Below are 14,478 nucleotides of genomic sequence, written 5' to 3'. Positions count from 1 at the left end.
GGACATTCCTGCCTGAAACTGAGTCTCCGGCCTCCAAGACGGGGTTCGAAAAATTCAACCCGGGGAGCGGCGGTCGCCGCGTTCCGGAGGGCGCGCCCAAATCGGGCGACGAAAATGAGAGGCCACGATGGCGCAGCAGACATTCACCGGTCGCAAACGCGTTCGCAAGTTCTTCGGACACATCAAGGAAGTGGCCGAGATGCCGAACCTCATCGAGGTTCAGAAGGCGTCCTATGACCAGTTCCTGATGGTCGACGAGCCCCAGGGCGGGCGGTCGGACGAGGGCTTGCAGGCGGTGTTCCGCTCGGTGTTCCCGATCTCCGACTTCTCGGGCACCTCGATGCTGGAATTCGTCCGCTACGAGTTCGAGCCGCCGAAATACGACGTCGACGAGTGCCGCCAGCGGGGCATGACCTTCGCGGCTCCCCTCAAGGTGACGCTGCGCCTCATCGTGTTCGATATCGACGAGGAAACCGGCGCGAAGTCGGTCAAGGACATCAAGGAGCAGGACGTCTATATGGGCGACATCCCGCTCATGACGATGAACGGCACCTTCATCGTCAACGGCACCGAGCGCGTCATCGTTTCGCAGATGCACCGTTCGCCGGGCGTGTTCTTCGACCACGACAAGGGTAAGACCCATTCGTCGGGCAAGCTGCTGTTCGCCGCCCGCGTGATCCCGTATCGCGGCTCCTGGCTCGACATCGAGTTCGACGCCAAGGACATCGTCTATGCGCGTATCGACCGTCGCCGCAAGCTTCCGGTGACGTCGCTGATGTTCGCGCTCGGTCTCGACGGCGAGGCGATCCTCAGCACCTTCTACAAGAAGATCCAGTACAAGCGGATCAAGGAGGGCTGGCGTGTTCCGTTCGACGCCAATCGTTTCCGCGGCTACTCGACCATCAACGACCTGATCGACGCCGATACCGGCAAGGTCGTGCTCGAAGCCGGCAAGAAGCTCACCGTGCGCGGTGCGCGTCAGATGCAGGAGAAGGGGCTGAAGGCGCTGCGCCTCTCGGATGCGGAGCTCGTCGGCAACTACATCGCCGAGGACCTCGTCAATCCCAAGACCGGCGAGATCCATGCGGAAGCCGGTGAAGAGATCACCGACAAGTCGATCAAGGCTCTCAACGAGCAGGGCTACAAGGAACTGCCGCTGCTCGACATCGACCACGTCAATGTCGGTGCCTACATCCGCAACACGCTCTCGGCCGACAAGAACATGACGCGCGAGGACGCGCTGTTCGACATCTACCGTGTGATGCGTCCCGGCGAGCCGCCGACGCTGGATTCGGCGCAGGCGATGTTCCAGTCGCTGTTCTTCGACGCCGAGCGCTACGACCTCTCTGCGGTCGGCCGCGTCAAGATGAACATGCGCCTCGACCTCGATGCGCCCGACACCCAGCGCACGCTGCGCAAGGAAGACATCCTCTCCGTCATCAAGACGCTGGTGGATTTGCGCGACGGCAAGGGCGAGATCGACGACATCGACCATCTCGGCAACCGCCGTGTGCGTTCGGTCGGCGAGCTCATGGAGAACCAGTACCGCATCGGCTTGCTCCGCATGGAGCGCGCGATCAAGGAGCGCATGTCTTCGGTCGACATCGACACGGTCATGCCGCAGGACCTGATCAACGCCAAGCCGGCGGCCGCCGCCGTGCGCGAGTTCTTCGGCTCCTCGCAGCTCTCGCAGTTCATGGACCAGACCAACCCGCTGTCGGAGATCACCCACAAGCGCCGCCTGTCGGCGCTTGGACCGGGCGGTCTGACCCGCGAGCGCGCCGGCTTCGAGGTGCGCGACGTGCATCCGACGCATTACGGCCGCATCTGCCCGATCGAGACGCCGGAAGGCCCGAACATCGGCCTGATCAACTCGCTCGCGACCTTCGCGCGCGTGAACAAGTACGGCTTCGTCGAGACCCCTTACCGCAAGGTCAAGGACGGCCGCGTCACCGACGAGGTCGTGTACCTCTCGGCGATGGAAGAGGGCCGCTACACGGTCGCGCAGGCCAACGTGCCGCTCGACCCGAAGGGCCGCTTCACCGAAGATCTCGTGGTCTGCCGTCACGCCGGCGAAGTCTTGCCGGTGACCCCGGACAAGGTCGACTACATGGACGTGTCGCCGAAGCAGCTCGTTTCGGTCGCAGCCGCGCTGATCCCGTTCCTCGAGAACGACGACGCCAACCGCGCGCTGATGGGCTCGAACATGCAGCGCCAGGCGGTGCCGCTGGTTCGCGCCGAAGCGCCCTTTGTCGGCACCGGCATGGAAGGCGTGGTTGCGCGTGACTCGGGTGCTGCGATCGCAGCGCGCCGTTCGGGCGTGATCGACCAGATCGACGCAACCCGCGTCGTCATTCGCGCCACGGAAGATCTCGATCCGACCAAGTCGGGCGTCGATATCTACCGGCTGATGAAGTACCAGCGCTCCAACCAGTCGACCTGCATCAACCAGCGTCCGCTGGTGAAGGTCGGCGACATCGTCAAGAAGGGCGACATCATCGCCGACGGTCCGTCGACCGATCTCGGCGAGCTCGCGCTCGGCCGGAACGTGCTCGTCGCCTTCATGCCGTGGAACGGCTACAACTTCGAAGACTCGATCCTGCTCTCCGAGCGGATCGTGAAGGAAGACGTGTTCACCTCGATTCATATCGAAGAATTCGAGGTGATGGCCCGCGACACCAAGCTCGGACCCGAGGAAATCACCCGCGACATTCCGAACGTCTCGGAAGAAGCGCTGAAGAACCTCGACGAAGCCGGTATCGTGTACATCGGCGCGGAAGTGCGCGCCGGCGACATCCTGGTCGGCAAGATCACGCCGAAGGGCGAAAGCCCGATGACGCCGGAGGAAAAGCTCCTGCGCGCCATCTTCGGCGAGAAGGCTTCCGACGTCCGCGACACCTCGCTGCGCGTTCCTCCGGGCGTGCAGGGCACCATCGTCGAAGTGCGCGTGTTCAACCGGCACGGCGTCGACAAGGACGAGCGTGCGCTGGCGATCGAGCGGGAAGAGATCGAGCGTCTGGCCAAGGACCGCGACGACGAGCAGGCGATCCTGGACCGCAACGTCTACAACCGTCTTGCCGAGCTGCTCGAGGGACGGCAGGGCATCGCCGGTCCGAAGGGCTTCAAGAAGGACACCAAGATCACCCGTGCGGTGCTCGAGGAGTACCCGAAGTCGCAGTGGTGGCTGTTCGCTTCGCCGAACGACAAGCTGATGGCCGAGATCGAGGCCATGCGGAAGCAGTATGACGAGTCGAAGAAGGGGCTGGAACAGCGCTTCCTCGACAAGGTCGAAAAGCTTCAGCGCGGTGACGAATTGCCGCCCGGCGTGATGAAGATGGTCAAGGTCTTCGTCGCGGTGAAGCGCAAGATCCAGCCCGGCGACAAGATGGCCGGCCGCCACGGCAACAAGGGCGTGGTGTCGAAGATCGTGCCGATCGAGGACATGCCGTTCCTCGAAGACGGTACGCATGCCGACATCGTGCTCAATCCGCTCGGCGTGCCATCGCGCATGAACGTCGGGCAGATCCTCGAGACCCATCTCGGCTGGGCCTGTGCCGGCCTCGGCAAGCGTATCGGCCAGACGGTCGATGCCTATTTGTCGAAGCAGGACATCAGGCCGCTGAAGGAAACCTTGAAGAAGGTCTACGGCGAGGACGAGACGATCAAGTCGCTCAACGACAACGAGTTGATCGAGCTCGGCCACAATCTGAGCCGCGGCGTTCCGATCGCGACGCCGGTGTTTGACGGCGCCAAGGAAGCCGACATCGAGGAGATGCTGAAGCTTGCCGGTCTCGACGCTTCGGGCCAGTCGACCGTCTATGACGGCCGCACCGGCGATGCCTTCGACCGCAAGGTGACGGTGGGCTACATCTACATGCTCAAGCTGCACCATCTCGTCGACGACAAGATCCACGCGCGTTCGATCGGTCCGTACTCGCTCGTTACCCAGCAACCGCTGGGCGGCAAGGCGCAGTTCGGCGGCCAGCGCTTCGGCGAAATGGAAGTGTGGGCGCTCGAGGCTTACGGCGCGGCGTACACGCTCCAGGAGATGCTGACCGTGAAGTCGGACGACGTCGCCGGCCGTACCAAGGTGTACGAGGCGATCGTGCGTGGCGACGACACCTTCGAGGCCGGTATTCCGGAATCGTTCAACGTGCTGGTCAAGGAAATGCGCTCGCTCGGCCTCAACGTCGACTTGCATAATTCCAAGGTCGGACCGGGGACGGCGGAAGCGGCCGAGTAATACGACCCTCATGCCCGGCCTGAACGGCCGGGCATCGGCGCCCAGTCCTGGAGTCGCGAGGGCAGGGCGCCCCGCATAGTGATTTTCGAATTTGCTGCCGGAGGCGACCGGCACGCGAGGAGAAGACGATGAACCAAGAAATTATGAATCTCTTTAATCCGACGACGCCGGCTCAGGTCTTCGACCAGATCCGGATCTCGATCGCGAGCCCCGAGAAGATTCTGTCCTGGTCGTACGGCGAGATCAAGAAGCCGGAAACCATCAACTACCGTACCTTCAAGCCCGAGCGCGATGGCCTGTTCTGCGCCCGCATCTTCGGGCCGATCAAGGATTACGAGTGCTTGTGCGGCAAGTACAAGCGCATGAAGTACAAGGGCATCATCTGCGAGAAGTGCTCGGTCGAGGTCACGCTGTCGCGCGTCCGGCGCGAGCGCATGGGCCATATCGAGCTCGCAGCCCCTGTCGCCCACATCTGGTTCCTGAAGTCGCTGCCCTCGCGCATCGGCCTCCTGCTCGACATGACGTTGAAGGATCTCGAGCGGATCCTCTACTTCGAATATTACGTCGTGCTCGAGCCGGGCCTCACCGCGCTGAAGGACCGTCAGCTCTTGTCGGAAGACGAGTATCTGAAGGCGCAGGACGAATACGGCCAGGATTCCTTCACCGCCATGATCGGCGCGGAAGCGATCCGCGAGCTGCTCAAGGGCATGGATCTCGAGAAGCTCGAGCTGACCTTGCGCGCGGAGATGCAGGAGACCGACTCCGACATCAAGCACAAGAAGCTCGCCAAGCGCCTGAAGATCGTGGAAGCGTTCCGCCACTCCGGCAACAAGCCGGAATGGATGATCATGACCGTGGTCCCGGTGATTCCGCCGGACCTGCGTCCGCTGGTGCCGCTGGACGGCGGCCGCTTCGCGACCTCCGACCTCAACGACCTCTACCGCCGCGTCATCAACCGCAACAACCGCTTGAAGCGGCTGATGGAGCTGCGCGCGCCGGACATCATCATCCGCAATGAGAAGCGCATGCTTCAGGAGGCCGTCGACGCGCTGTTCGACAACGGCCGCCGCGGCCGCGTCATCACGGGTGCCAACAAGCGTCCGCTGAAGTCGCTCGCCGACATGCTCAAGGGCAAGCAGGGCCGGTTCCGTCAGAACCTGCTCGGCAAGCGCGTCGACTATTCGGGCCGCTCGGTGATCGTGGTCGGTCCCGAGCTGCGCCTGCATCAGTGCGGCTTGCCGAAGAAGATGGCGCTCGAGCTGTTCAAGCCGTTCATCTACTCGCGGCTTGACGCCAAGGGCCTGTCCACCACCGTGAAACAGGCGAAGAAGCTGGTCGAGAAGGAGCGGCCCGAGGTCTGGGACATCCTGGACGAGGTCATCCGCGAGCATCCCGTGCTGCTCAACCGCGCACCGACGCTGCATCGCCTCGGCATCCAGGCGTTCGAGCCGGTGCTGATCGAGGGCAAGGCGATCCAGCTCCACCCGCTGGTCTGCGCCGCGTTCAACGCCGACTTCGACGGCGACCAGATGGCCGTGCACGTTCCGCTGTCGCTGGAAGCGCAGCTGGAAGCGCGCGTCCTGATGATGTCGACCAACAACATCCTGCATCCGGCGAACGGCCAGCCGATCATCGTGCCGTCGCAGGACATCGTGCTCGGTCTCTACTACGTCTCCATCATGCGCGAAGGCCTGCCTGGCGAGGGCAAGATCTTCGGCGAGATGGCGGAGCTCGAGCACGCGCTGCACGCGAAGGTCATCCACCTCCACACCAAGATTAAGTACCGGTGGGAAGGCATCGACGATACCGGCAAGATCTCCAAGCGCTGGATCGAGACCACCGCTGGCCGCGTCATGCTGGGCAATTTGCTGCCGAAGAATCCGCGTGTTCCCTACGAGATCATCAACAAGCTGATGACCAAGCGCGAGATCTCCGGCGTCATCGACCAGGTCTACCGCCACTGTGGTCAGAAGGAGACGGTGATCTTCTGCGACCGCATCATGGCGCTCGGCTTCTACAACGCGTTCAAGGCCGGCATCTCGTTCGGCAAGGACGACATGGTCGTGCCGCACTCCAAGTGGAAGATCGTCGACACCACACGTACGCTGGCGAAGGATTTCGAGCAGCAGTACAACGACGGTCTGATCACCCATGGCGAGAAGTACAACAAGGTCGTCGACGCCTGGTCGAAGGCCACGGAAGAAATCGCCAAGGCGATGATGAAGGAGATCTCCTCGACCAAGAAGACGGCGAGCGGGGCGGATGCCGACATCAACTCGATCTACATGATGGCTCACTCCGGTGCCCGCGGTTCGCCGGCCCAGATGCGCCAGCTCGCCGGCATGCGCGGCCTGATGGCCAAGCCGTCGGGCGAGATCATCGAGACGCCGATCATCTCGAACTTCAAGGAAGGCCTCTCGGTGCTCGAGTACTTCAACTCGACCCACGGCGCCCGCAAGGGCCTCGCGGACACCGCGTTGAAGACCGCGAACTCCGGCTACCTGACCCGTCGTCTCGTCGACGTCGCGCAGGACTGCATCATCACGCAGGACGATTGCGGCACCAAGCTCGGCATCAAAATGCGCGCCATCGTCGATGCCGGCACCGTGGTCGCTTCGCTCGGCTCGCGCATCCTCGGACGCACGGCCTGCGAAGACGTGCGTGACAGCACGGGCAAGGTGATCTTCAAGCGCGGTACGCTGATGGAAGAGAGCCATCTGGATGCCATCCATCAAGGCGGCGTCCAGGAGGTGAAGATCCGCTCGGCGCTGACCTGCGAGCTCGTCAACGGCATCTGCGGCAAGTGCTACGGCCGCGATCTCGCTCGCGGCACGCCGGTCAACCACGGTGAAGCGGTCGGCGTCATCGCGGCGCAGTCGATCGGCGAGCCTGGCACCCAGCTCACCATGCGCACCTTCCACATCGGCGGTGCGGCGCAGCTGAACGAGCAATCTTTCGTCGAATCCAACTTCGACGGCAAGATCGTGATCCGGAACAAGGCCATCGCCCGCAACAGCGACGGCCACCTGGTCGCGATGGTTCGCAACATGGTGATCGCGATCGTCGATGCCGACGGCACCGAGCGTGCGACGCACCGTATTCAGTACGGTTCGCGCCTGCACGTCGACGAGGGCGACATGGTCAAGCGCGGCCAGCGTATCGTCGAATGGGATCCCTATACCCGTCCGCTCCTCACCGAGGTCGAAGGCACCATCGGCTTCGAGGATCTGGTCGAGGGACAGTCGATCTCGGAAACGCTCGACGAGGCCACCGGTATTGCCAAGCGTGTGGTCATCGACTGGCGCTCGATGCGCGGCGGCGGGGACCTGCGTCCCGCCATCGTGGTCAAGGGCAAGGACGGCAAGGTGCTCAAGCTCGCCCGTGGCGGCGATGCTCGCTACATGCTGTCGGTCGATGCCATTCTGTCGGTCGATGTCGGCGCCAAGGTTCAGGCGGGTGACATTCTCGCCCGTGTCTCGACCGAAAGCGCCAAGACGCGCGACATCACCGGCGGTCTGCCGCGGGTGGCGGAACTGTTCGAGGCTCGGCGTCCGAAGGATGCGGCGATCATCGCCGAAATCGCGGGCACCATCCGGTTTGGGCGCGACTACAAGAACAAGCGTCGCATCTCGATCGAGCCGATGGACAAAACCGACGAGGCGCGCGAGTACCTGATCCCGAAGGGCAAGCACATCCACCTTCAGGACGGCGACGTCGTCGAAAAGGGCGACTTCATCGTGGAAGGGAACCCGGCGCCGCACGACATTCTGGCGGTCAAGGGCATCGAGGAACTCGCGGCCTATCTGGTCAACGAGATCCAGGAGGTCTACCGGCTCCAGGGCGTGCTCATCAACGACAAGCACATCGAGGTGATCGTCCGTCAGATGCTCCAGAAGGTGGAAGTCACCGACCAGGGCGACACGGACATGATCTCGGGCGAGCAGATCGACAAGATCGAGTTCGACCAGATCAACGCCAAGGCCAAGGAAGAGGGCAAGAAGATCGCCACGGGGACGCCGGTTCTGCTCGGCATCACCAAGGCGAGCCTTCAGACCCGCTCCTTCTTCTCGGCGGCCTCGTTCCAGGAGACCACCCGCGTCCTCACGGAAGCGGCGGTCAACGGCAAGGTCGATCCGCTCGAAGGCCTCAAGGAGAACGTCATCGTCGGCCGGTTGATTCCGGCAGGCACCGGCGCCTCCATGGCGAAGATCCGCGAAGTCGCGGTGAAGCGCGACAAGATGATCCTCGACGAGCGCGAGAAGCAGGCGGCGGTCGTGCCGCCGGCGCCGGAAGTGGAGCCGATGGCGCTGCCACCTGCGGAATAATCGTTCATCCGTAGGAATACCGAGGACACTGAAAAGGCCGGCGCAAGCCGGCCTTTTTGCTGCTTTGTTTCCCTGTTGCGGTGCAGGATCAACCTTTGTTCATCTTTCCTTCAGGCGCAAAAGCGCTTGTGCTAGGAGAGCTTAGACCGGTGGTCCCGTGAAGGGGGCGGGCCGGAGACCACGGAATTCTCATGCTTGATCTCGCAATCGTAGGCGGCGGCCCCGGCGGGCTGATGAGCGCTTGGTATTTGAAGCGCAAGCTCGGCGACCTCTGCCGCGTCACCATCTACGAGGCATCCGACCGGCTCGGCGGCAAGATCGTCACGCGCAAATTCGATTCCGCGCCTGCGATGTACGAGGCCGGCGTTGCCGAGATCTACGACTACTCGATGACCGGGCCGGATCCGTTGCGCGAGTTGATCCAGCATTTCGGCTTGCAGACCATTCCGATGGATGCCGAGCAGGTCCAGTTCGGCGGCGAGCTCCTCAACGACGTCGCAGGCATGCGCCGCAAATACGGTGCCAAGACCGCAGCCGCAATCGAGGCGTTCCGTAAGCGCTGCGCCGAGGCGATGACGCCGCTCGAGTATTACGAGGGGGTCGGCGCGCACGACAACGAGAATCCCTGGGCCTACAAGACCGCCGAACAAGTGCTCGACGAGGAGGTCGAGGACGAGACCGCGAAGCGATTCTTCAAGGTGATGGCGCGCTCGGACCTCGCGACCGAGAGCCACAACACCAACGGGCTCAACGCGCTCAAGAACTACCTGATGGACGTCGACGGCTATATCGGCCTCTATTCCATCCAGAACGGTAACGAGCAGCTCATCGAGTGCCTCCAGTCCGAGGTCAATGCCGACATCCAGCTCAATCACCGCATCCTCACGGTCGGCAAGGCGCCGACCGGCCGCTATCAGCTCAAGATGATGAACGGCAAGGGGCCGGAGACGCGCGACTTCGACCTTGTGCTGGTCTGCTTGCCGCATTCCTGGCTCGGGACCGTCGGCTGGGAGGGCGAACAGCTCCGCAAGTCGATGGTCAAGCACGTCTCGTACTTCGACCGTCCCGCGCACTATTTGCGTGTCTCGATCCTGTTCGACACCCCGTTCTGGGGCGACAAGATCGCCGGCGCCTGGTTCATGTCGGAAGCCTTTGGCGGTTGCTGCGTCTATAACGAGGGCGCGCGCCACGACGTGGGCAAACACGGCGTGCTGAACTGGCTGATTCCGGGCTCCGACGCGCTGGCCTTTGCGAATCTCTCCGACCAGGAGCTGATCGATGCCGCGCTGAAATCGCTGCCGGCATCGCTCGGCGATGCACGCTCGCATTTCATGGAAGGCAAGATCCACCGCTGGCTGTCGTCGGTGAACGCGATTCCGGGCGGCTTGCCCGTGCGCGACGTCATGACCAATCACCGGCCGGAGCCGAAGGAACATCCCGGAATCGTGGTGGTCGGCGACTATCTGTTCGACTCGACGCTGAACGGCCTGCTCGATTCCTCGGACGCGGCGACCGACATCATCTTGACCGAGATGATGCGCCTGCGCCGCGAGCGTTCGCAGGACGACAAGCCGCTCTCGGACAAGATCGATCGCGACTATTTCGACAATTACCGCGGCCAGGGTCCCTACAGCGAAGCGTGGCAACACTTCACCGATCCCGACTATCTCACAAAACTGATCGGCATTGTCTGGGGCAAGGCCAAAGGCACGAAGCTCTTGATCGCGGGCTCGGCCAGCGGCGAGCTTGTCGGCGCGCTGCGCGATCGCGGCATCGATGCCTGGGGCATCGAGAACAACCGTACCATTCACGCCAGAACGCCGAAGGCGCTGAAGAAGTACAACAAGCTCGGTTCGATCACCGACATGCCGTTCAAGGACGGTGCGTTCGACTTCGTGTTCGAGACCAGCCTCTGCCATCTTTCCCCGAAGCAGGTGGTCCGTGCGATCAGGGAGCTGAACCGCGTGGTCAAGACCGGGCTGGTGTTCGGCTCGATCACCTCGGACATGGCGCCGGCACTGATCGACCGCTACGACCTTCTGCGCGGCGTCAAGAAGCTCGGCACCTGGTGGGAATGGTCCGAACTGTTCTTCGGCAACGGCTTCGACCTGTCGATGCACCGCAAGGACTGCACCGACGCGCTCTGGGAGGCGACGCTCGCCGCCAATAAGGGGCCGGGCCAGTGGTACGCCGACGCCGATTCCTTGCGCTATTCCTTTTTCGACAAGGTCGAGGACGAGGAAGACGACTAGCTGCCCGAAGCGGGGCCTTCGCCAATTGTTTTGCCGAATTCATCCTGATCGCATAGAATCGATGCAGTAGCGGTTTCCGCTATTTCCTTCTTTCTCTGCGGTCATGCCGGCCGTCAGCATCGGTTGGTTTCATGGCGTCCAAGCCCCTCCCGCCCCACAAACAAAAGCTCGCCGCGGAAGAGGCGGCCGAGCTAGACGACAAGCTCGTCCCGATCGCCAAGCCGGACCTCGAAGACGACGAGGACGATGAAGACGAGGAAGATGGCGGGCTGGAGCTCGATGACGACGATGAGGACGAGGACCTCGTCGTCTTTACCGCGCGCGAGGCCGCCGGCGCGCTCGCGACCATCCTGGGCTTCGTCAAACCCTTCCTGGTCAACTACAAGCAGATGCTGTCGTTCGTGGCGTTCGGCGTCTTCGTCGAGACGCTGTTCAACGTCATCATGCCGCTCAGCCTGAAGTACCTGATCGACGACGCGCTAGGCGAGGAGGATTTCCAGGCGCTGTACAAGATCCTCGGCGTGCTCGCGGTCGCGGGCATCTTCACCTCGATCGTCGCGGTCTGGTACGAGCGCTGGGATGCGAGGCTCGCGGCGTGCATCATCTCCGACGTCCGCAAACGGCTGTTCGAGCACGTCCAGGACCTGCCGGCGGCCTATTTCGGCCGCACCAAGCGCGGCGAGATCCTGTCGCGCTTCTCCGTCGACCTCGCGGCCTTCGAGGGTTCGGTCAAGACCTTCGCCAACAGTGCGGCGTTGCCGTTCCTGGAGTTGATCGCGGGCATCATCCTGATGGTGTTCCTGAACTGGCAGCTCGCGGCGGTTGCGCTGCTGGTGTTCCCGATCACGCTGATCGGTCCACGCATGCTCACGCCGAAGGCTGTTCAGGCGAATTACGAGCAGAAGCTCAATGAGTCCGCGCTGCTCGGCATGGTGCAGGAGAACGTGGCGGCGCAGGCCGTGATCAAGGCGTTCAGCCTGCAACGCCGGATGTTCGGCTTCTTCAAATTCCGCAACGACGAGACCCGAAACAGGATGGCCACGGCGGCGTTCCTGTCGACCATGGTGGAGCGGACGGTCACCATTTCGGTGCTGCTCTTGCATCTCGTCGTGCTCGCGATCGGCGCGTATCTGGCGACCAAGGGGCAGATCACCATCGGCACCTTCGTCACCTTCGAGAGCGCGTTCTGGGAGGTGTCCTACAACATCGCCCATGTGATGCACTTCATCCCGGTGTCGATCTCCGCGGCAGCCGCGATTCGTCACATGCAGGAGCTGCTCGACGAGCCCACGCGTAGCGCCGATCGTGCCGGCGCGCCCGATCTGCCCCGCATCACCAACGACATCACCTTCGACCACGTGACATTCCAGTACGAAGGCAGCCAGACGCCGGTGCTGGACAATCTCAGCCTCAAGCTCAATGTCGGCAAGCGCATTGCCATCGTCGGTCCCTCGGGCTCCGGCAAGAGCACGCTGCTGAACCTGATCCTGCGGCTCTATGTGCCGGACGAGGGGCGGGTCACCATCGACGGCGTCGACGTCCGCAAGGTGACGCTGGATTCGCTGCGCCGGAGCATGGCGGTGGTGTTCCAGGAGAACATGCTGTTCAACATGTCGATCCGGGAGAACATCCGGCTCGGCAAGGAGGGCGCGACCGACGAGGAGGTGGAGGAGGCGGCCAAGAAGGCCGAGATTCACCGCTACATCATGAGCCTGCCGCAGCGATACGATACGCCGGTGGGCGAGCGCGGCGATACGTTGTCGGGCGGCCAGCGCCAGCGCATCGCGATCGCGCGCGCGGTCATCCGTAATCCTTCCGTGCTGCTGCTGGACGAAGCCACGTCGGCGCTCGACCAGACCACGGAAGCCGCGATCAACCGCACGCTGCTGAAGGTCGCTAAAGGCCGCACCATGATCTGGTCGACCCACCGTCTGACCTCGGTGGTCGAGATGGACGAGATCATCGTGATTTCAGGGGGCAGGGCGATCGAGCGCGGCTCGCATGCCGAGCTGCTCGCCAGGAACGGCACCTATCGCAAGCTGTGGAACGACCAGATCCACCAACCGCATGGCGCGCCCGCTCACGTCGACGAGGACAGCGACGATGACGACGAGGATGAAGACGACCTCGACGAGGACGATGAGGAGGAGTGACCGAGGAAGTTCGGCTCCAGATCGAAGGCTCCTCCAAGCGGCCGCAACAGCCCCTGAACCGACCAGGCAATGAAGCGTGCCCAGCGCTGCGCCGTCCAATAGGGGCTGGTCGCAATGGAGACTGAGCGGAAGTCGAATGCCTTCGCCGTCGACCAATCGTCGCACGCCCGCTTGACCGGATCTGCGTAGAAGGTGGCGATCTTGCTTGCATCCATCCCGTCGGAGGCCAGCCACTGCGGGATGTAGAGGTTGCAGAGCCGCTCGACGTCGGTGAAGACCTTGTCGCACCCGGTGCCGGCGGCCGGGCAGGAGGTCGAGAAGGCATCGCCCACCAGCACGAGACCCGGCTGGCCCCTGGCATCGTTCACATAGAGATCGACCGGGCGGATTTTCAGCTCACCGGGAATGTCGAATGGTCCGGTGATGCGCTTGAGCCGTGGCAGTGCGGCGTTCAAAGTCTCGGCGGGCGCGCGGCGCAGCTCAAGCAGCCAGGGATCGTCGAAGCTGCGGTAGACGAACAGATTGGCGCGCATCCGCGTCCCGATCGGAAAAAGTGTGAGGTAGGGGATGCGATCGCTCGGCCGTTCCGAGAAATAGGTCAGCGCCGGGAAGGCGAACGAGGCCCGTCCCGCGGGCACCACGTCGAACCCGATCGAAATCGAATGGCCGGCACTGACGATCTTTCGGGCGATTCCCAGCTGGTGGCGCAGGCCGACGTTGAGGCCGTTGGCGAGCACGACCAGCCGGGCGGAGACCATCTCGTCGTTGGAGAGAGTGACCTTCTGCCGCTCCGCGCTTGTCTCGACCGAGACCGCCTTGGCGAAGATGCGCTCGACGCCGGCAGGAATTTCGTCGCGGACAGCGTTGACGAGGGAATCGTAGGGGATGTTGAACTGCCGGCTCGGCGCCTTGTCGAGAAGGCGGCCGAAGCGCGCGATCCAGTTCTCACCCACAAAGGTCGCGCGCCGCAGCACCGATTCGGCGATTCCCGTCTGCAGGAATCGTCCGATTTGCACGTGACCACTGAGTTTTTCGACTCGAAAGTCCGCAGAATAGCTCTCATGCGGATCGATCAGGGTGGTCGAAATGTCGTTATGGCCGAGCATCGCGGCGGCGATCGAGCCGGACAATCCCCCGCCGATGATGGCAATGTCGGTGTACCGCATGGCGCCAATCCCTGCCCAAGGCGGCACATTGGCGCTCCAACAGGAAAGAAAGCCTTAGCCAAAGGTTATAAAAGTATATTTAACCCGGGTATAAATTGGATTCGAGGTGGCGGAACGCGCTCTTCATTTCCATGTCGCGAAGGCGCAGCGAGCGGCCCAGGAAGCGATTTCGGCAGGTGTGGGAAGCGCTTCTGACTGACGTTTCGCCTTGACTTGACCGACTCCCACTTATAGAACCCCCTCACTTAACGACAGGCGGTGAGCATCGCCAACGTCGGAACGGGCCACCTGTTTGATCCCCTGGGATCGCCAAGACAGGCACCAACCTCGACGAATGCC

Annotated in this window: 5 protein-coding genes; 4 read left to right on the top strand and 1 reads right to left on the bottom strand. The window is 62.9% G+C overall.

Annotated features, from left to right (window positions below):
- Positions 1 to 127 precede the first annotated feature (127 nt).
- The 4 genes from rpoB (at position 128) to BRA1417_RS0127830 (ending at position 12,973) form a co-directional block, all read left to right on the top strand.
- Positions 128 to 4,243, top strand: coding sequence for a DNA-directed RNA polymerase subunit beta (gene rpoB, locus BRA1417_RS0127845; protein ID WP_027518596.1), 4,116 nt, complete (start codon positions 128 to 130; stop codon positions 4,241 to 4,243).
- Between the two features lie 128 nt (positions 4,244 to 4,371).
- Positions 4,372 to 8,568, top strand: coding sequence for a DNA-directed RNA polymerase subunit beta' (gene rpoC / locus BRA1417_RS0127840; protein ID WP_027518595.1), 4,197 nt, complete (start codon positions 4,372 to 4,374; stop codon positions 8,566 to 8,568).
- A gap of 191 nt (positions 8,569 to 8,759) precedes the next feature.
- Positions 8,760 to 10,820 (top strand): FAD-dependent oxidoreductase, encoded by a 2,061-nt coding sequence (locus BRA1417_RS0127835; protein WP_027518594.1) that lies wholly within the window; start codon positions 8,760 to 8,762, stop codon positions 10,818 to 10,820.
- Positions 10,821 to 10,951: 131 nt separating this feature from the next.
- Positions 10,952 to 12,973 (top strand): ABC transporter ATP-binding protein, encoded by a 2,022-nt coding sequence (locus BRA1417_RS0127830; protein WP_027518593.1) that lies wholly within the window; start codon positions 10,952 to 10,954, stop codon positions 12,971 to 12,973.
- Here BRA1417_RS0127830 and BRA1417_RS0127825 read toward each other — a convergent pair.
- On the bottom strand, positions 12,901 to 14,139 hold the full coding sequence (locus BRA1417_RS0127825) for an NAD(P)/FAD-dependent oxidoreductase (RefSeq protein ID WP_027518592.1): 1,239 nt from the start codon (positions 14,137 to 14,139) through the stop codon (positions 12,901 to 12,903). The two genes, BRA1417_RS0127830 and BRA1417_RS0127825, sit on opposite strands and share 73 nt — an antisense overlap.
- Positions 14,140 to 14,478 lie beyond the last annotated feature (339 nt).

The organism is Bradyrhizobium sp. WSM1417 (assembly GCF_000515415.1).
Classification (GTDB): domain Bacteria; phylum Pseudomonadota; class Alphaproteobacteria; order Rhizobiales; family Xanthobacteraceae; genus Bradyrhizobium.
Note: the sequence above shows the minus strand (reverse complement) of the source record. Positions and strands in the feature narration are given on the sequence as shown.

Bases quoted from the DNA above. Each gene is read 5' to 3' on its own strand.
- rpoB (WP_027518596.1), top strand. From the start codon at position 128: ATGGCGCAGCAGACATTCACCGGTCGCAAACGCGTTCGCAAGTTCTTC.
- rpoC (WP_027518595.1), top strand. From the start codon at position 4,372: ATGAACCAAGAAATTATGAATCTCTTTAATCCGACGACGCCGGCTCAG.
- BRA1417_RS0127835 (WP_027518594.1), top strand. From the start codon at position 8,760: ATGCTTGATCTCGCAATCGTAGGCGGCGGCCCCGGCGGGCTGATGAGC.
- BRA1417_RS0127830 (WP_027518593.1), top strand. From the start codon at position 10,952: ATGGCGTCCAAGCCCCTCCCGCCCCACAAACAAAAGCTCGCCGCGGAA.
- BRA1417_RS0127825 (WP_027518592.1), bottom strand. From the start codon at position 14,139: ATGCGGTACACCGACATTGCCATCATCGGCGGGGGATTGTCCGGCTCG.